Below are 16742 nucleotides of genomic sequence, written 5' to 3' on the forward strand. Positions count from 1 at the left end.
AACCATGCCCGCCGCCGTCCGCAACATCGTCGTCCTCACCGGCGCGGGGATCTCGGCCGAAAGTGGGCTGGATACGTTTCGCGGACCCGGCGGGCTGTGGGAGGGGCATCGGGTCGAGGATATCTGCACGCCCGAGGCGCTGGCGCGGAACAGGCCGCTGGTGCTCGATTTCTACGATCAAAGGCGCGCGGCGCTGGGGCGGGTGAAGCCCAATGCGGCGCATGAGGCGCTGGCGCGGCTGGACGCCAAGTGGGCCGGCGACCTGCTGATCGTCACCCAGAATGTCGACGATCTGCACGAACGCGCCGGAGCGAAGCGGCTGCTCCATATGCACGGCGAGCTGATGTCGGCACTGTGCGAGGGCTGCGGCGGACGCGCCGCGTTCGGCGGAGCGATGCTCGACGGGCCGGAGTGCGCGATGTGCGGGGAGGGCGGTGGCGTGCGGCCCGACATCGTCTTCTTTGGTGAGATGCCGTACGAGATGGATCGGATCGAGGCGGCGTTGGCCGAGGCCGATCTGTTCGTGTCGATCGGCACGTCGGGTGCGGTCTATCCGGCGGCGGGCTATGTCCAGATGGCGCGACATTTCGGCGCAGAGACGCTCGAACTCAACCTCGAGCCATCCGCCGGCAGCTACAATTTCGACGAGAGCCGGATGGGGCCGGCGAGCGTGCTGGTGCCCGCCTGGGTGGACGAGGTGCTGCGCGGCTGAGCGGTCAGGCGGGCGGGGTGGGGTGAACGATCACCTTCTCCGCAGCATTGCCCAGCCGATAGAGGCGCTCGGCGCGGACGATCTCCCGATTGCCGATGTCGTCGGGCATGAACCCCTCCAGCACTGCGCGGATATCGGCCGTCACTTCCTTGCAGTTCACGAAATAGCTGTGCTGGACGAGCGTGTCGGATTGGCCGGCGAAGCGGCTACAATCGACGAAGGCGACCTTCTTGGGCACCATGTCGATCATGCGGGGCCCGTCCGACCCTAGCCGGTCGGGATTGCTCTTGGTCTTGTCGGACACCAGCAGCGCGCGATCATTGCGGTTGTAATAGGCGGTCACCTGCCGCGCGAGCGCGGGGAGCATGCGCAATTTGTCGTCGGTTTCGAAGGCGTCGTCATCCTCGTCGGGCGCGGCGAGGATGATCTGATCGAACAAGCGCGCGATCCGGCGCGGTTCCTTCGCGCGCAGCGCCTGCAGCCCGTTGCGCAGCACATAATTGCCCATGCTGTGCGCCAATATGTGGAGCGCGCGGCCGCAATATTCGTCGGTCTTCATCTGGCTGATGAAGTCCCATAGCCGCAGATAGAGGCGGGCCAGCGCGGGGGCGGTGACGCGGGCATCGTCGCGGTCGCTATAATAGGACATCAGCGGGATGGCCTTGCCATCCGACGGCCAACTGAACAGCACGACGTTGAGCTTCTTGCCCTCGAACTCCAGGCTGTCCGACAGGAGCGCGGCCGATTTGAGCGCGTCTTCGAAGCTGACGTTGAAGCCGTGGATGAAGATCACGGTATGGACGCATCCGTTGACGATCGCGTCCTTGAGCATGCGTAGGAAGGCTTCGCTGCCCGATTTGGGCTGCTTCTCCAGCGGTTTCTTGAGATCGGGTTCGGGGAAGACGACCGCGCTGTCGATGCTCGCCGCGTCGCCCGCGATGCTCAGTTCGGCATAGCCGTAGCGGAGTGCGGCCACCCCATCTTCGGAAAAGGAGCCGCCGAACTTCGCCTGGTTATTGCGGCCCTTATAGTTGCGGTTGGTGACGAAAAAGACTCGTGCCATGCCATCGCCCTCGCTTTTGAGACGAGGGTGAAGCAGCGGCATGACGATCGCAAGACAGTTACTGGGTCAGTCGACCCAGTCGAGGCCGATCTCGCGGTAAAGACCGCGATCGTCGCTCCATTTCTCGGCCACCTTCACATGCAGGAACAGGTGGACCTTGCGATCGAGCAGCTTGGTCAGTTCCTCGCGCGACTTGCTGCCGATTTCCTTCAGGCGCGCGCCGCGCTTGCCCAGCACGATCGCGCGCTGGGTGTCGCGGGCGACGAGGATCTGCTGGTAGATCGCGACCGATCCGTCCTTGCGCTCCTCATATTTCTCGGTCTCGACCGCGCTGTCATAGGGCAGTTCGGCGTGGAGCTGGAGATAGAGCTGCTCGCGCGTCACTTCGGCCGCGAGCATGCGGTCGGTGGCGTCGGACACCTGCTCCTCGGGGAAGTGCCACGGCCCTTCGGGCATGCGTGCAGCGAGCGCGCCCTTGAGATCATCGACGCCGTCGCCGGTCGAGGCGGAGACCATGAAGATCGCCTCGGGGCTCAACGCTTCCTGAAGCTTGGTCGCCAGTTCGAGCAGCGATCCCTTCGAACAGAGATCGACCTTGTTGAGGATGACGAGCTTCGGCTCGCGCCGTTCGGCCAGCGTCTGGACCAGCGGGGCGACCCGCTTGGTGATCCCGGCCTCGGCATCGAGGACGAACGCGATCAGATCGGCATCCTGCGCGCCGCCCCATGCGGCCGCGACCATCGCGCGATCGAGCCGGCGCTTGGGATCAAAGATGCCGGGCGTGTCGATCAGCAGGATCTGCGACTGTTCGGCGATGGCGACGCCGATCAGGCGGGTGCGCGTCGTCTGCGCCTTGGGGCTGACGATCGCGACCTTCTGGCCGACGATGGCGTTGACGAGGGTCGATTTGCCGGCGTTCGGCGCACCGACGACGGCGACGAAACCGCAACGTTCGGTCATGCGAGCTTCTCCAGAAGGGCTTTGGCGGCGGCGGTTTCCGCCTCCTGCTTGGACGTGCCTTCGGCGCTGGCCTCGGCGCGGCCGGGGATGGCGACGGTCACGTTGAAACGCGGTGCGTGGTGCGGGCCGGTGCGCGCACCCAGCGTGTAAACGGGCGGGCGGCAGCGATTGGCGGCGGCCCATTCCTGCAGCGCGGACTTGGGATGGCGCGGGGCCTGGGCCTGCCGCGTCACGCGATCGCCCCACACGCGGCGGACGAAGGCGGTTGCGCCCTCCAGTCCGGCCTCAAGATAGAGCGCGCCGATCAGCGCCTCCACGACGTCGCCGACGACATTGTCCGAATGGCGCGCGCCATCGTCACGCGCCTGCTTGCCCAGGATCAGCCGCTCGGGCACGCCGATCTCGCGGCCCACCTCGGCACAGGTTTCGCGGCTGACGATCACGTTGAGACGGCGGGAGAGATTGCCCTCTGGCTCGTTCGGGAACTCGACATAAATCCAGTCGGCCGCGATCAAGCCGAGAACCCGGTCGCCCAGGAATTCGAGCCGTTCATAATGGTCGGCATTGTAGCTGCCGTGGGTCAGCGCGCGGGTGAACAGGGCCGGATCGCGGGGCGTGTGGCCCAGCGCCTCGCGCACCCAGCCGGCGATGGCATCGTCATTCATCGGCGCGCCTTAGACGAAGCGGGTTCCGCCGTCACCTTTTTCGGGGCAGGGTTCGCCATATGGCCGAGATCATCAACCTCAACCGCGCCCGCAAGGCGAAGAAGCGCGCCGACGACAAGGTCCGCGCCGATGCGAACCGCGCGGCGTTCGGCCGGACGAAGGCGGAAAAACAGGCGGCGGATAAGGAGCGCGCCCGGATCGAGCGCACGGTCGACGGAGCGAAGCTGGAGGAGTGAGCGCCGCAGCGGCGCTTACATCGCCGCCTTGACGAGGATCGCGCCGATGCCGCCCAGCGTGCAGCCCCAGAGCGTCACCGCGCCCAGGATGAAGCGCGACAGTTCGGCATTGTGCGAACGATGCTCGCGCGGCAGGCGCACAGACTGGCCAGCGGCGTAGCGGCCGACCTGTTCCTGCAGTACGCGCGCGGGGGATTCGATCGGGCGCGCGCTCGCCGCGGCCGCCTGGATCGGGTTCACCTGCTCCGGCGCGCGCACCGCCTGAAGCGTGCCGCCGTCGCGAATCTGCCGTTGGGGAGCTGTCATGGCCTGTTCTCCGTTCGCGACGTTTCTGGGCGCGCGCTGCTAAAGGACATATGAAGCGACGTGGTGAACGCCGCCTTCATCCTCAGCCGATCTGATCCCAGGCGCTGGCGATTTCGGCGAGCATCGAGCGGGCTTCCTCGACCAGTTCGGGCTTGTTCTCGCGGCCGCCCTGCTGAACGAGGCGACGGCCTTCGCGATAGACCTGCGCCAGCGTGATCGCCAGATCGCCGCCGGTGCGGAAATCGAGGCTGGTTTCGAGCGCGAGCAGGATGTTCGCGGCACGCTGCTGCTTGTCGATCATCTTGGCGCGATTGCCGACGCCCTGCGCGGCCTGCATGATCTCGATCGCCTTGATCAGTTCGTCGAACAGGATCGCGATCAGCTTGTGCGGCGACGCGCTCTCGATGCGGCTTTCGACATCGACAACCTGATAACGGCCACGGGCGGCACCGGGATAACCGGACATCAGCATTCAAAGCTCCTGAACAAAAAAGGGGGTCGTCACGCGGGCAGGGATCAATCGCTCTTGTTCCACTGGTCGATCTGCTGGGTCAGATAGGACTGGGTGGAGCTGTAGGCGCGCAAGGCCGTCTGCAGCGTGGTATATTGCTTGGTCAGCTGCTCGCGATAGGCGGTGTCCTTGGCGGCCAGCTTTTCCTTCGCGTCCGAGATCGACTTCTTCTCGGTATCGAGGCTGTTCTGCGACGCGGTGAGCGCGCCCGAGGATGCGGTGAGACGGGTCTTGATCGCCTCCAGCGCGCCGCCAATGCCCAGATCGATCGAAATGGTCGCGCTGGCGACGTCGCCCAGCGGCTTGAAGACCAGGCCGGCCGAGGCCGCGAAGAAGGACGATTGCACGCTGTCGCTGCCCGACGGGAGCATCGCTTGCCCATCGATCGTCGCCGATGCCGCGGTGTTGCTGGTCGCCGCCTTGACGTTCGTAATCGTATAGACGCCGCCGGGCGTCTTGCCGATCGGGCTGGTGATCTGGATCAGCGGGTTGGACGAACGCTGCCCCGGATTGAACATCGCCTCGACGGCTTCGGGATTGCTCGTCATCACCGTATTGAGGCGCGCGGTGTCGAGCGTGAGCGTGCCGTCGCGGTTGGTCTTGATCCCGATCTCGGCCAGCGTCGAAGGGCTGCTGGGATCGACCGGGTAGGTCAGCTTGGTGGTCGTCAGCTGCGACAACTGGGTCATCAGCGCGCGGATGCCGGGGTCCGACCGCAGGCTGCCGTCGGTGCCGGTCATCTTCTTCAGCGTGGCGCGCGCCTCGTTATAGGCGTCGACGATGTCGCTCATCGCCTGCTTGATCGCATCGGTCGGCTGGTTCGCGCCGATCGAGACGGTGGTGCCGGGGGCGGCGCCCTGCAGATCGATCTTCACGCCCTCAATCACGTCCGAAAAGCTGTTCGATGCCTTGGAGACCGCGACGCCATCTACGATCAATTCGGCATCGACGGCTTCCTGCTGCAGCTTGAGGCCGGTGACGTTGTCTGCGTCATAGGTGGTCGGATCATAGGTGAATCGGCCTATGCCGGCGTCGTCGCCGGTCAGTTTGGTCAGCGAGAAGGCGTTGGCTTCGCCGGTCTGCCCCTTCACGACCAGACGCGTGCCGGTGCTGTCAGTGACCAGGCTGGCGCTGACGCCCAGGTTCGCGTCCTTGATCGCCTTGGCGAGACCGGCGGCGGTGTTGTTGGTGGAATCGATTTTGATCGTCGCGGTCTTGTCGCCGACCTTGAGCTGGAGCGTGCCTTCGCCGATCGTGGCGTTGCTGCCGGCGAGCGGGGCAGACGTCATCGTCTGCGCAGTGGCGAGGTTCTTCACTTCGATCGTCGCCGACAGGCCCGAAAGCCGCGCGCCCGCAACCGCGCTCACCTGCACCAGTGACGTGTTCGAGCTGGTCGGCTGCGTATAGAGCGAGCCGCCCGAGATCAGCGAGGCGAGCGACGAGGAAAAGGTCGTGATCGTGTTGATCGCGTTGGCGAGATCGGAAATCTTCGTGGTGTTCGCAGTTTCTTTCTTGGTCAGCGCAGCCGTCTTGTTCGCGATCGCGGCGGTCGCCAGCTGATCGACGAGCGAGGCCGTGTCGAGGCTCGACGCGCCCAGCGATGTAAGGATCGACGATCCGACAGCCGTAACCATTGTGAAATTCCACCCTCGTTTCAGCCGGTAACGGCATCGCGAGCGAGTGCTTTAGGGCGAAGATGGTTACCGAAGGGTTTGCGGACGGCGGATTTTACGCCGTTGGTCGACCATCTTCGTCGAAACGGGCGCCGCCGGGCACCTCGATATCGGGCTGGACGATGCCTTCGGCCGCCGCGCGATCGAGGTTGAAGACGAAGGCGAGGATCGATGCGACCGCGACGAACAGGTCGTCGCGGATCATCTGACCCGATCGGCTGGTATAATAAATGGCGCGGGTCAGCTGCGGATAGCGCAGCATCGGCACGCCATTTTCGGTCGCCAGTTCGCGCAGCACATCGGCCGTGGCGCCGCGTCCGCGCGCGACGACGACGGGGGCGGGGTCCATGCCGGGGCGGTAGCGCAGGGCGACCGCAAAATGGGTCGGGTTGGTCAGCACCACGGTCGCTTCGCTGATCGCCTTGCGCGCCGAACTGCGCGACATCTGCATCTGCTTCGATCGGATTGCCCCCTTCATTTCGGGCGAACCTTCGGTCTGCTTGGACTCGTCCTTGATCTCCTGCTTCGACATGCGCAGGCGCTTTTGCCGCTGGAAGATCTGGGCGGGCACATCAATCCCGCCGACGACCGCGAGCGCCAGCGTCATCACGATGATCGCATAGACGAAGCTCGATCCCAGTTGCCCCAGCGCGGTGCGCAGATCCTGTTGGCCGAGCGTGACGATCTGCGTCACCTGATCCGACAGCAGCCAATAGCCGACCGCGCCCATCGCCAGGATCTTGAGCAGCGACTTGATCAGTTCGACCAGCCCCTGCGTGCCGAAGATGCGCTTGATGCCCGCGATCGGATCGAGCTTGTTCGCCTTGAACCCGATCGCCTCCCAGCGAAAGCCCAGCGAACCCAGCGCCGCCGGTGCGGCGATGGCGGCGACGAAGGTGAGGCCCATCAGGACGATGATCGGCGGCGCCACCTGCAGCAGGGTGCGCACGACCGCCGATCGCGCATCGAAGTTCTCGACCGCGCCGACATCGAACGACAGGGCGTCGGCCAGCATCGCCTTGAGCGAGCCGATGAACCACGGCCCCGCCAGCGCGATCCACGCGGCGCCCGCGATCATCACCAATGCGGTGCCGAGTTCCTTGGATTGGAGGACGTCACCCTTTTCGACCGCTTCCTGCTTGCGCTTCGGGGTTGGGGCTTCTGTCTTGTCGTCGCTCTCGGGGCCCTCTGACATAGGCTATTTCCCGAGCGCGAGCTGGTGCGCGACGGCCAGGCCGCGCTGGATCGAGGCAGTGATGCCGTCGCCCATCGAGGGCGCGGCGATGGCGAGCAGGACGAGGCCGGCGAGCAGGGTTGCGGGCAGGCCGACCGAGAAGATGTTCATCTGCGGCGCCGAGCGCGCGAGCATCGCCATGACGAGCTGGACGAGGATCAGGGCAAAGCCGACGGGCAGGGCGATGGCGAGGCCCGCCGCGAACAGATCGCCCCCGAACAGCGCCAGTCCCTGCAGGCTCTTGGCCCCCATCCAGGCTTCGCCGGGTGGCAGCGCCTTGTAGCTTTCGATGATGATCGTCGCGAGTTGCAGATGCCCGCCGATCGCCAGGAACAGGAAGGTCGCGATGATCGACATGAACTGGCTGATCGCCGGCGTGGGCGTGCCGCTGGCCGGGTCCATCATGCCGGCAAAACCCAGGCCCATCGCATTGCCGATCACTTCGCCCGACACCATCGCGGCCGAAAAGCCTATCTGTGTGGCGAAGCCCAGCGCGAGACCGACGAGCACTTCACCCGCGACCAGCGCGACTCCGGCGAAGGAGGCGATGCCGCTTTCGGGCAGAACGAACGGCGTACTAGCCAGCGCGGGAATGCCGATCGCCAGCGCGATCACGGTGCGCAACTGCATCGGCACGGCGGGTGCGCCGAATACGGGGGCGGCCATGAAGGCGGCGCCCGGCCGGATCATGGCAATCATCCACAGCCACAGCTGGGTTTCGACCCCGGCAAAGGCCGTCGGGATCATCGCAACAGATCCGGAATCCGCGCGAACATCTCCCGCGTGAAATCGGCGAGCAGCATCAGGATCGCCCCGCCGAACAGCGCGAGCATCGCGCCGACGACGATCAGCTTGGGGACGAACGCCAGCGTCTGTTCGTTGATCGAAGTCGCCGCCTGGATCATGCCCAGGATGATTCCGGCGATCAGCGCGGGGATCAGGATCGGCGCGGATGCGAGCGCGAGGATCCACATCGCCTGCTGCGCGATGCCGATGAAATAATCTGGCGACGTTGCGTTCATGACTACCTCACCTCCCCACACCGTTCGTGTCGAGCGAAGTCGAGACACGTTGGTTGAGGGTGCGGGGCCGTGTCTCGACTTCGCTCGACACGAACGGATGGGGGGAGTTAGCCACCGGCAAAACTCCCGGCGAGCGAGCCCATCGTCAGTGCCCATCCGTCGACAAGAACGAACAACAACAACTTGAAAGGCATGGATATGATCGCGGGCGATAGCATCATCATGCCCAGCGACATCAATGTCGACGCGACCACCAGATCGATGACGAGGAAGGGCAGGAAGATCAGGAAGCCGATCTGGAACGCCGTCTTCAATTCGCTGGTCACGAAGGCGGGGAGCAGGATCGAGAAGGGGATGTCCGCCGGGCGGGCGAAGCGCGGCGCCTTGGCGAGGTCGGCGAACAGTTTGAGGTCGGTCTGGCGCGTCTGGCGGATCATGAAGCCGTGCAGCACGGTGCCCGATCGCGTGATCGCCTCCTCGATCCCGATCTGTCCGGCGCCATAGGGTTTCCAGGCGTTCGCATTGATCTGGTCGATGCTCGGCCGCATCACGAACAGCGAGAGAAACAGGGCGAGGCCGACCAGCACTTGGTTCGGCGGCGTCTGTTGAAGCCCCAGCGCCTGCCGCAGCAGCGACAGCACGATGATGATGCGCGTGAAGCTGGTCATCATCAGCACCAGCGACGGCAGAACCGTCAGCAGGCTCATCAGGACCAGGATCTGGAGCGACAAGCTCAGCGGCTGGCCGTTGCCCGCGATCGTCCCCATCGCCCGATCGAGCGCTCCGGTCTGCGCGGGGCCGGCGGTCGATGCGAGCGCCGGTTCGGCGAGGATCAGCGCGCCGAGCGCGAACAGAATGAGGGTGGCGATGCGGCGCGCGGTCATGCGGCGGTTTCAGCACCGGGCCGGGTTAACTTCAAGCGGAGTTTTGACCACCGCCTCGGACGGCGCAGTGCGCACAAGTGCATGTTGCGAAAGCGGATCGTTCCACTATGGTCGCCGCCGTTTCTCGCGGGGGCCAGAATGCCGAATATCGCCACAGCCATCGTGCTGATCGGCTCCTATCTGCTGGGTTCGATCCCGTTCGGCGTGCTGCTGACGCGCTGGGGCGGGGCGGGCGATCTGCGCCAGATCGGATCGGGCAATATCGGCGCGACCAACGTGCTGCGCACCGGGCGCAAGGGGCTGGCGGCGGCGACGTTGCTGCTGGACGGTGCGAAGGGCGCGGTCGCGGTGCTGATCGTGCGCCACTTCGCGCCGGGCCTTGAGGTCTATGCGGCGGGCGCGTCCTTTCTCGGCCATCTCTATCCGGTGTGGTTGGGCTTCAAGGGCGGGAAGGGCGTCGCGACTATGCTGGGCGTCAGCCTGGCGCTCTACTGGCCGGCGGGCCTCGCCTTTGCGATCGTGTGGATCGGGATGTTCGCGATCACGCGCATCTCCTCGCTGGGCGGCATGAGTGCATCGATCGCGCCGCCGGTGGTGGCCGCGATGGTCGGGCGTTCGGATGAGGTGCTGGTGTTCCTGGGCATGACCCTGCTGGTCCTGATCAAGCATCGCGAGAATATTTCGCGCCTGCTCGCGGGGACGGAGCCAAGGTCCGGGGGCAAGAAGCCCGAGTGAGCATCGGCCGGGACGAAGGCATTGCCCGGCTCCGGCTGATCCGCACGGGCGGTATCGGGCCGGTCACTTACATCCAGTTGCTTCGCCGTTTCGGCGACCCTGAAGCGGCACTCGCGGCCTTACCCGATCTTGCGCGGCGGGGCGGCGGCAAGGCGCCCGCTGTCGCGTCGAAAGAGGCGGTCGAAGCGGAGGTCGCGACGGTAAAGCGCCTCGGCGCGCGCTACCTGTTCCGCGATACCGCCGCCTATCCGGCGCTCCTCGCCGAAATCGATAATGCGCCGGCGGCCCTGATCGTGAAGGGCGACGTGACTTTGCTCGATCGACCCGCCGTCGCGATGGTCGGCGCGCGCAATGCCAGCGGCATCGCGATCCGCTTCGCGCGGCAACTGGCGCACGATCTGGCGGCGGAAGGCTGGACGGTGGTGTCCGGCCTCGCGCGCGGGATAGACACCGCCGCGCATGTCGGGTCGATCGATGGCGGCACGGTGGGCGTGATCGCGGGCGGGATCGACGTCGCCTATCCGCCGGAGAATGCCGCGCTTCAGGACGATATCGCCGCGCGTGGCCTGCTGATCGCCGAACAGCCGCCGGGCACTGAGCCGCGGGCGCGCCACTTCCCCTATCGCAACCGGATCATCGCCGGGCTGTCGCTGGGCACATTGGTGGTCGAGGCGGCGCCAAAATCCGGCTCGCTGATCACCGCGCGGCTTGCGGGCGAGTTCGGGCGTGAGGTGATGGCCGTTCCCGGCTCCCCGCTCGATCCGCGTTCGCAGGGCGCGAACCTGCTGATCCGCGAAGGCGCGACGTTGATCCAGTCCGCCGCCGACGCGATCGAGGCGATGGGCACGATCGGCGGCGGTGTGCGGGCAGGGCGAGGCGCGTCCTATGTTCCGCCCGAACCTATGGATGCGGGCGATGCCGAACGCCGGGTCGTGACCGACCTGATGGGGCCGGTCGCACTGCCGGTCGACGAGATAATCCGCCAGAGCGGCCTGCCCGCGCCGATCGTGCAGACTGTGCTGCTGGAGCTTGAGATTGCGGGCCGGCTCGAACGCCACGCGGGCGGTAGGGTGAGTTTGGCCTGACTTCCAATCCTCCCCGGAACGGGGAGGGGGACCGCGAAGCGGTGGAGGGGGCTGGAGGCAAGGTACATCGCTTGTGGCGAACCCCCTCCACCATCCTTCGGATGGTCCCCCTCCCCGTGCCGGGGAGGATTAATTGGATCGTTTCTCCGCGCTCAACCGGCTCATCAAAATCGCCGCACGCTTGGCCTGGAGTGGGATGCTTTTCAGGTCCACGGTCTCGCCCGGCGCATGATCGCCACGGCTTGCGGCGCCCATGCCGACATAGCCGGCGACGTCCTTCGCGACGAAGCTGATGTCGCCCGCGCCCCGGCGCAGCGGATCGAGTTCGGGCATTTCGGGCAGGCCCATGTCGCGATTGACGCCGTTCAGCTTCGCCAGGATATCGCGATTGCCCTCGGTCGGCGCCATCGCCGGATAGCCATCCTTGGGGAAGGCGATTTCCGCGCCGGTTCCGGGCAGGTGATCGGCGACGATGGCTTTCATCTTCTCACGCACGCGGATGGTCTGTTCGTCGGAGAGCGTGCGCATGTCGCCATGCGCTTCGGCGACGGGCGGGATGATGTTGCCCTTGCCGGTCGCGGTCGCGCGGATGCCCTGCGCGTCGAACTCGGCGGTCGCGCCGCCCGCGATCAGGCCGATATTGTAGGTGAGGTTCGTTTCGGGCAGCTCGCGGCGGAAACGATCGAGGATGCGGACCAGTTCGTAGGTCGCGCCGTAACCGACCCGATCGGAGAAGATGCCGCTCGAATGGCCGGTCTTGCCGGTCGCCTTCACCACCCACGATGAGGAGGAGCGCCGCGCAATCGACCCCATGTCGCGGCCATTGTCACGCGCCAGTCCTTCGAAATCGAGCGCGGCATCGGCGCGCTTGCCTGCGGCGATCAGATCGCCGCGCGCGATCGATACCGGCTCGCCGACATTCTCCTCGTCGCCGGTCAGCACGATCTCGATATTGGCCTTGGTGAGCGTCCCCGCCGCCTTCATCGCGCGGAGCGCCGCGACCATCACGGTCATCCCGCCCTTGTCGTCGCCCACGCCCGGCCCCTCGGCCTCGTCGCCCTTGCGGGTCCAGTGCTGGAACGGGCTGTCGGGTTCGAACACCGTGTCGAGATGCCCGATCAGCAGCAGGCGCTTGCCACCCTTCGCGCCGACATGGGTCGCGACGATGTGGCCCGATCGTTTGGCGGCGGCCATCGGCACCCACTTCACCGTGAAGCCTAGCGGCTCCAGTTCGGCGCGCATCATCTCGCCGACCTTGGCGACGCCCTCCATGTTGAGCGACCCGCTATTCTGTTCGACGAGTTTCTGGAGCAACGCGATCGATCGGTCGGTTTCGGCATCGACCGTCGCCACCATCTTCGCTTCAGGTGCCGACAGCGCGGCGAGGGCGGGCGTAGCTGACACCGATGCAAAGAGGCCACAGATCAGCATTTTAGCAGCTTTGCGTATCGTCATTCCGCCCTCGACTTGAAGTTTCGGCCAAAATGCTGCATATGCGTCCTCGCGTCGATGCCGGAATTCGGGATTGGCCTTAGAGCAGCGTGATCTCCTGTCCGCTCCAATGGACAGGCCGGCTCGGGTCCAAGGACGCAATCCAAGCTTAGGCTTCCCAATTCACGCGGGTCGTCATTCGAACCCGCTGTCGCATGGCTGTGATGTCGTGCGCCCGCATCCATGCGAAAGTTATCATGACCAAATTCTCCGACCTCGGCCTGATGGAGCCGATCCAGCGCGCGCTCGCCTCGAAGGGCTATGACGTGCCGACGCCGATCCAGGCACAGGCGATCCCCGGTTTGCTGCAGGGCCGCGACCTGTGCGGCATCGCGCAGACCGGCACCGGCAAGACTGCGGCCTTCGCGCTGCCCTCGCTCCACCATCTCGCCGACAATCTGAAGCATACGCCGCCGCAGGGCTGTCGCATGCTCGTCCTCGCGCCGACGCGCGAACTGGCCAGCCAGATCGCCGAAAGCTTCGTGCAGTACGGCAAATATCTGCGCCTCTCGGTCGCGACCGTGTTCGGCGGCGTGCCGATCAACCGGCAGATCCGCCAGCTGTCGCGCGGCGTCGACGTGCTCGTCGCGACGCCGGGCCGCCTGCTCGACCTGATCGACCAGCGTGCGCTCAGCCTCAAGTTCGTCGAGATCTTCGTCCTCGACGAAGCCGATCAGATGCTCGACCTGGGCTTCATCCACGCGCTCAAGCGCGTCGATCAGCTGCTGCCGAAGAAGCGCCAGTCGCTGTTCTTCTCGGCCACCATGCCCAAGACGATCGCCGATCTGGGCGATCGCTTCCTGACCGATCCGGTCAAGGTGTCGGTTGCGCCGCAGTCGACCACGGCCGAGCGCGTCGAGCAGTTCGCGACCTTCTGCAACCCGACCGAAAAGACCGCGCTGTTGATCATGCGGATCAAGGCCGAGCCGATCGACCGTGCGCTCGTCTTCACCCGCACCAAGCATGGCGCCGATCGCGTCGTGAAGCATCTGCGCGCCGCCGGCATCGCGGCGGACGCGATCCACGGCAACAAGAGCCAGCCGCAGCGCGAACGCACCCTGCTGGGCTTCCGCAAGGGTGAGGTGAAGATCCTCGTCGCGACCGACATCGCCGCGCGCGGCATCGACGTCGGCGGCGTCAGCCATGTCTTCAACTTCGAACTGCCGAACGTTGCCGAGCAGTACGTCCACCGCATCGGCCGCACCGCGCGCGCGGGCGCATCGGGCCTCGCCATCGCCTTCGTGGCGGATGACGAGCGGCCTTACCTGAAGGCGATCGAGCGCCTGACCAAGGTGAAGCTGGAAATCCAGCCGCTTCCGGAAAACTTCGTCTCCGAAAAGGCGAAGCTGCCCAAGCCGGCTGCCCCGACCGCCGAGGAACTGCGTCAGCAGCGCAACGGCCAGAACGGCCGTCGCCATGATGGTGGCCGCAATGGTGGTGAGCGTCCGGCCGGTGGTGAGGGCCAGAAGCGCCGCTTCGGCCGCCCGAAGGGCCCGGTCGGCGCGCACAAGAGCGCGGTCCGCAAGACCGGCGGGCGCTGACAAGTCGTCGCCCCGGCGGAGGCCGGGGCCGCTACGGAGTGGAGCGAAAGCTAGCCATTAATTCGATCGTAGAGATCATCCCAAGTCGGGTTGATCTCCGCGATCAGCCGTAGCTTCCAATCACGCTTCCAATTCTTCAGCGCCTTTTCCCGCACGATAGCGTTCTCAATGCTGTCGTGCGGCTCTGCTAGAACAAGGCGCTTCAAGCTCCATCTCCGGCAGAAGGCCGATCCGCGACCTTCGCGGTGGGCCGTGATGCGTTCGGCGAGGTCGGCTGTCACGCCGACATACAGGATCCCGAATGGACGATCGGTGACGATGTAGGTCCAGCCGCCTTTCGCCATCTTGTGTCGCTCGTCCGGTACTTCGCTTCGTGGCGGCCCCGGCCTCCGCCGGGGCGACGGCTTGTCAGCCGATCTTGTAAACCGTCACCGCCTGTTTGCGGAAATGCTGCGGGAAGGCGACGCGCAGCGCCTCGACCTTCGGCAGGTCGTTATAGACGATATAGGGATAATCGGGCTTCCGCGTCAGGAAGTCCTGATGGTACTTCTCCGCCGCGAAGAAGCCCTTGTTCGGCTCGACCTTCGTGACGATCGGCGCCTTCCATACTTTCGCCGCGCCCAGCTGCGCGATATAGGCGGTTGCGGTCGCCTTCTGCTCGGGCGTCGTCGGGAAGATGGCGGTGCGGTACTGGGTGCCGCGATCCGGCCCCTGGCGGTTGAGCGTGGTCGGATCGGCGACCACCGCGAAGAAGATACGCAGCAGCGTGCCGTAACTCACCTTGCGCGGATCGTAGGTAACCTGCACCGCTTCGGCATGGCCGGTCGTGCCGCTGCCGACCGCGCCATATTCGGCGTCAGCCTTCTTGCCGCCCGAATAGCCGGAGACGGCGCCGGTGACGCCTTCGACATGTTGGAACACGCCCTGCACGCCCCAGAAGCATCCGCCCGCGAAGATGGCGGTGCGGGTGGCGGCGTTATCGGAGGGATCGACGGCGGGGGCGGGCACGCGGGCGATGGGGCCTGCGTTGACCTTCGGCGCCGGCGCGATCGCCGGGCTGCGGGTGGCCATCGTGCCGGCTGCGCCCAGAAGGAGCAGGCCGGCGGCAATTCCGACACCAAGGCGTCGGTTCGGGGAATCCGTCAAGACGGCATCCTTTTTTATCATCCTGTGGCGATTATGCCACAGTTCGACGAGGGATGTCGAGTGCCCCAAAATGCGTCATCCCGGCGGAGGCCGGGATCTCAGGAGACTCTTGCGGCTAGCTTCCGCCTAGATGCTCGCCGAGATCCCGGCCTCCGCCGGGATGACGAAATATATATCAACGCAGCGCGGCGCAGGCCGTCTGGATGCGCTCGCACGCTTCGGTGAGGATCGCTTCCGACGTCGCATAGGAGACGCGGAATGCCGGCTCGAGCCCGAAGGCCGCGCCGTGGACCGCCGCGACGCGCGCGTCGTCGAGGAAATAGTCGATCAGGTCGGCGTCATTCTCGATCTTCTTGCCGGCTGGGGTCGACTTGCCGATCAGGCCCGACACGTCCGGATAGACATAGAAGGCGCCTTCGGGACGCGGGCAGTTCATGCCGTTGATCTGGTTGAGCATCGAGACGACGAGGTCGCGGCGCTTCTGGAAGGCGTTGGCGCGTTCCTTCAGATGATCCTGCGGGCCGTTGAGCGCCGCGACGGCTGCCGCCTGCGCGATCGAGCAGGGGTTGGACGTCGACTGCGACTGCAGCTTCGACATCGCCTTGATCAGCTGGGTCGGGCCGCCGGCGAAGCCGATGCGCCAGCCGGTCATCGAATAGGCCTTCGAACAGCCGTTCACCGTCAGCGTGCGATCGTACAGATCGGGCGCGACTTCGGCGATCGTGGCGAACTTGAAATCGTCATAGACGATATGCTCGTACATATCGTCGGCCATCACCCAGACATGCGGGTGGCGGCGCAGCACTTCGGCGATCGCGCGCAGCTCGTCGGCGGTATAGGCCGCGCCGGACGGGTTGGACGGCGAATTGAGCAGCAGCCACTTGGTCTTCGGCGTGATCGCGGCTTCGACCTGATCTGGCGTGATCTTGTACAGCTTGTCCGCGCCCGCCTTGATGAAGACGGGGGTGCCGCCCGCAAACTGGACGATGTCGGGATAGCTGACCCAGTAAGGCGCGGGGATGATCACCTCGTCGCCCGCCTCGACGGTGGCGACCAGCGCGTTGAACAGGGTGTGCTTGCCGCCGACGTTCACCGTGATCTGCGACGCATCGTAGGTCAGGTTGTTGTCGCGCTTGAACTTGCCGGCGATCGCGGCCTTCAGCTCGGCCGTGCCGTCGACATTGGTGTACTTGGTCTGATTGTTGCGGATCGCCTCGATCGCGGCTTCCTTGACGAAGTCGGGCGTCGGGAAATCGGGCTCGCCGGCGGAGAGGCCAATCACGTCGATGCCCTTCTGCTTCAGCTCGAGCACACGGCTCGTCATCGCGAGCGTGGGCGAGGGCGAGATGCGGTTCAGGGCCGAGGCGATAAGGCTCATGGGATTCGCTTTCCTGTTGGGCCGGTAGAGAAACGCGCGGGGCTATGGCGCGCGACGGGGGCTAGGGCAACCTTAGCTTTGCTTGTCATGGTAAAATCGT

19 protein-coding genes are annotated in these 16742 nt (G+C 65.6%); 5 read left to right on the forward strand and 14 right to left on the reverse strand.

The annotated features are described in order from the left end of the window. Positions 1-4 precede the first annotated feature (4 nt). Positions 5-712 (forward strand): NAD-dependent deacylase, encoded by a 708-nt coding sequence (locus EOD43_RS08915; RefSeq protein WP_127743101.1) that lies wholly within the window; start codon positions 5-7, stop codon positions 710-712. A gap of 4 nt (positions 713-716) precedes the next feature. On the opposite strand, the gene EOD43_RS08920 is transcribed toward EOD43_RS08915, so the two are convergent. The 3 genes from EOD43_RS08920 to rnc all read right to left on the reverse strand — a co-directional run bounded on the left by EOD43_RS08920 (position 717) and on the right by rnc (position 3400). Further along, on the reverse strand, positions 717-1775 hold the full coding sequence (locus tag EOD43_RS08920) for an alpha/beta hydrolase (RefSeq protein ID WP_127743103.1): 1059 nt from the start codon (positions 1773-1775) through the stop codon (positions 717-719). Between the two features lie 66 nt (positions 1776-1841). Beyond that, positions 1842-2735: a GTPase Era gene (gene era, locus EOD43_RS08925; protein ID WP_127743105.1), complete on the reverse strand. Its 894-nt coding sequence runs from the start codon at positions 2733-2735 to the stop codon at positions 1842-1844. Beyond that, positions 2732-3400 carry a ribonuclease III gene (gene rnc, locus EOD43_RS08930; RefSeq protein ID WP_127743107.1) on the reverse strand — a complete coding sequence of 223 codons (669 nt, stop codon included), beginning with the start codon at positions 3398-3400 and terminating at the stop codon, positions 2732-2734. Before rnc ends, era begins: the two co-directional genes overlap by 4 nt. A 59-nt stretch (positions 3401-3459) precedes the next feature. On the opposite strand from rnc, the gene EOD43_RS08935 reads away from it, so the two are divergent. Further along, positions 3460-3636, forward strand: coding sequence for a DUF4169 family protein (locus tag EOD43_RS08935; protein WP_127743108.1), 177 nt, complete (start codon positions 3460-3462; stop codon positions 3634-3636). 15 nt (positions 3637-3651) lie between these two features. Here the strand turns inward: EOD43_RS08935 and EOD43_RS08940 are convergent, their stop codons facing one another. The 7 genes from EOD43_RS08940 to fliP form a co-directional block, all read right to left on the reverse strand. Next, complete coding sequence (locus tag EOD43_RS08940) at positions 3652-3942, reverse strand: hypothetical protein (protein WP_127743110.1); 291 nt, start codon at positions 3940-3942, stop codon at positions 3652-3654. 82 nt (positions 3943-4024) lie between these two features. Next, entirely contained in the window at positions 4025-4414 is a 390-nt protein-coding gene (locus tag EOD43_RS08945) for a flagellar export chaperone FliS (RefSeq protein WP_127743112.1), read from the reverse strand. 44 nt (positions 4415-4458) lie between these two features. Then, a complete protein-coding gene (fliD, locus tag EOD43_RS08950) occupies positions 4459-6087 on the reverse strand; it encodes a flagellar filament capping protein FliD (RefSeq protein WP_127743114.1) in 1629 nt (542 codons plus the stop codon). Between the two features lie 94 nt (positions 6088-6181). Then, a complete protein-coding gene (locus EOD43_RS08955) occupies positions 6182-7321 on the reverse strand; it encodes an EscU/YscU/HrcU family type III secretion system export apparatus switch protein (protein ID WP_127743116.1) in 1140 nt (379 codons plus the stop codon). Positions 7322-7324: 3 nt separating this feature from the next. Beyond that, entirely contained in the window at positions 7325-8107 is a 783-nt protein-coding gene (fliR, locus tag EOD43_RS08960) for a flagellar biosynthetic protein FliR (protein WP_127743118.1), read from the reverse strand. After that, positions 8104-8382 carry a flagellar biosynthesis protein FliQ gene (gene fliQ / locus EOD43_RS08965; RefSeq protein WP_127743120.1) on the reverse strand — a complete coding sequence of 93 codons (279 nt, stop codon included), beginning with the start codon at positions 8380-8382 and terminating at the stop codon, positions 8104-8106. Before fliQ ends, fliR begins: the two co-directional genes overlap by 4 nt. A gap of 107 nt (positions 8383-8489) precedes the next feature. Further along, the gene (fliP, locus tag EOD43_RS08970; RefSeq protein ID WP_127743122.1) at positions 8490-9266 is read right to left on the reverse strand and encodes a flagellar type III secretion system pore protein FliP; all 777 of its coding nucleotides are present in this window, start codon (positions 9264-9266) and stop codon (positions 8490-8492) included. A gap of 138 nt (positions 9267-9404) precedes the next feature. Here fliP and plsY point away from each other — a divergent pair, with 138 nt between their 5' ends. Further along, a complete protein-coding gene (plsY, locus tag EOD43_RS08975; RefSeq protein WP_127743124.1) occupies positions 9405-10001 on the forward strand; it encodes a glycerol-3-phosphate 1-O-acyltransferase PlsY in 597 nt (198 codons plus the stop codon). Further along, complete coding sequence (gene dprA, locus EOD43_RS08980) at positions 9998-11086, forward strand: DNA-processing protein DprA (protein ID WP_420822437.1); 1089 nt, start codon at positions 9998-10000, stop codon at positions 11084-11086. Before plsY ends, dprA begins: the two co-directional genes overlap by 4 nt. 129 nt (positions 11087-11215) lie before the next feature. On the opposite strand, the gene EOD43_RS08985 is transcribed toward dprA, so the two are convergent. Next, the gene (locus EOD43_RS08985) at positions 11216-12517 is read right to left on the reverse strand and encodes a M20/M25/M40 family metallo-hydrolase (protein WP_240653125.1); all 1302 of its coding nucleotides are present in this window, start codon (positions 12515-12517) and stop codon (positions 11216-11218) included. Positions 12518-12774: 257 nt separating this feature from the next. On the opposite strand from EOD43_RS08985, the gene EOD43_RS08990 reads away from it, so the two are divergent. Next, on the forward strand, positions 12775-14118 hold the full coding sequence (locus EOD43_RS08990) for a DEAD/DEAH box helicase (protein WP_206363508.1): 1344 nt from the start codon (positions 12775-12777) through the stop codon (positions 14116-14118). Between the two features lie 50 nt (positions 14119-14168). Here the strand turns inward: EOD43_RS08990 and EOD43_RS08995 are convergent, their stop codons facing one another. The 3 genes from EOD43_RS08995 to EOD43_RS09005 form a co-directional block, all read right to left on the reverse strand. Then, positions 14169-14462 (reverse strand): GIY-YIG nuclease family protein, encoded by a 294-nt coding sequence (locus EOD43_RS08995; RefSeq protein ID WP_127743130.1) that lies wholly within the window; start codon positions 14460-14462, stop codon positions 14169-14171. Between the two features lie 64 nt (positions 14463-14526). Next, positions 14527-15264 carry a peptide-methionine (S)-S-oxide reductase MsrA gene (gene msrA, locus EOD43_RS09000; RefSeq protein ID WP_240653126.1) on the reverse strand — a complete coding sequence of 246 codons (738 nt, stop codon included), beginning with the start codon at positions 15262-15264 and terminating at the stop codon, positions 14527-14529. 175 nt (positions 15265-15439) lie between these two features. Further along, positions 15440-16642, reverse strand: coding sequence for a pyridoxal phosphate-dependent aminotransferase (locus EOD43_RS09005; RefSeq protein WP_127743132.1), 1203 nt, complete (start codon positions 16640-16642; stop codon positions 15440-15442). Between the last annotated feature and the right edge of the window lie 100 nt (positions 16643-16742).

The sequence above is a fragment of the Sphingomonas crocodyli genome, from assembly GCF_004005865.1.
Lineage (GTDB): Bacteria > Pseudomonadota > Alphaproteobacteria > Sphingomonadales > Sphingomonadaceae > Rhizorhabdus > Rhizorhabdus crocodyli.

What these genes read in the sequence shown, in the direction of transcription:
- fliP (WP_127743122.1), bottom strand. Translation starts at nt 9,266, where the DNA reads ATGACCGCGCGCCGCATCGCCACCCTCATTCTGTTCGCGCTCGGCGCG.
- rnc (WP_127743107.1), bottom strand. Translation starts at nt 3,400, where the DNA reads ATGAATGACGATGCCATCGCCGGCTGGGTGCGCGAGGCGCTGGGCCAC.
- EOD43_RS08945 (WP_127743112.1), bottom strand. Translation starts at nt 4,414, where the DNA reads ATGCTGATGTCCGGTTATCCCGGTGCCGCCCGTGGCCGTTATCAGGTT.
- EOD43_RS08990 (WP_206363508.1), top strand. Translation starts at nt 12,775, where the DNA reads ATGACCAAATTCTCCGACCTCGGCCTGATGGAGCCGATCCAGCGCGCG.
- fliR (WP_127743118.1), bottom strand. Translation starts at nt 8,107, where the DNA reads ATGATCCCGACGGCCTTTGCCGGGGTCGAAACCCAGCTGTGGCTGTGG.
- fliD (WP_127743114.1), bottom strand. Translation starts at nt 6,087, where the DNA reads ATGGTTACGGCTGTCGGATCGTCGATCCTTACATCGCTGGGCGCGTCG.
- EOD43_RS08935 (WP_127743108.1), top strand. Translation starts at nt 3,460, where the DNA reads ATGGCCGAGATCATCAACCTCAACCGCGCCCGCAAGGCGAAGAAGCGC.
- EOD43_RS08985 (WP_240653125.1), bottom strand. Translation starts at nt 12,517, where the DNA reads ATGCTGATCTGTGGCCTCTTTGCATCGGTGTCAGCTACGCCCGCCCTC.
- EOD43_RS09005 (WP_127743132.1), bottom strand. Translation starts at nt 16,642, where the DNA reads ATGAGCCTTATCGCCTCGGCCCTGAACCGCATCTCGCCCTCGCCCACG.
- EOD43_RS08915 (WP_127743101.1), top strand. Translation starts at nt 5, where the DNA reads ATGCCCGCCGCCGTCCGCAACATCGTCGTCCTCACCGGCGCGGGGATC.
- fliQ (WP_127743120.1), bottom strand. Translation starts at nt 8,382, where the DNA reads ATGAACGCAACGTCGCCAGATTATTTCATCGGCATCGCGCAGCAGGCG.
- EOD43_RS08955 (WP_127743116.1), bottom strand. Translation starts at nt 7,321, where the DNA reads ATGTCAGAGGGCCCCGAGAGCGACGACAAGACAGAAGCCCCAACCCCG.
- era (WP_127743105.1), bottom strand. Translation starts at nt 2,735, where the DNA reads ATGACCGAACGTTGCGGTTTCGTCGCCGTCGTCGGTGCGCCGAACGCC.
- EOD43_RS08940 (WP_127743110.1), bottom strand. Translation starts at nt 3,942, where the DNA reads ATGACAGCTCCCCAACGGCAGATTCGCGACGGCGGCACGCTTCAGGCG.
- EOD43_RS08920 (WP_127743103.1), bottom strand. Translation starts at nt 1,775, where the DNA reads ATGGCACGAGTCTTTTTCGTCACCAACCGCAACTATAAGGGCCGCAAT.
- EOD43_RS08995 (WP_127743130.1), bottom strand. Translation starts at nt 14,462, where the DNA reads ATGGCGAAAGGCGGCTGGACCTACATCGTCACCGATCGTCCATTCGGG.
- plsY (WP_127743124.1), top strand. Translation starts at nt 9,405, where the DNA reads ATGCCGAATATCGCCACAGCCATCGTGCTGATCGGCTCCTATCTGCTG.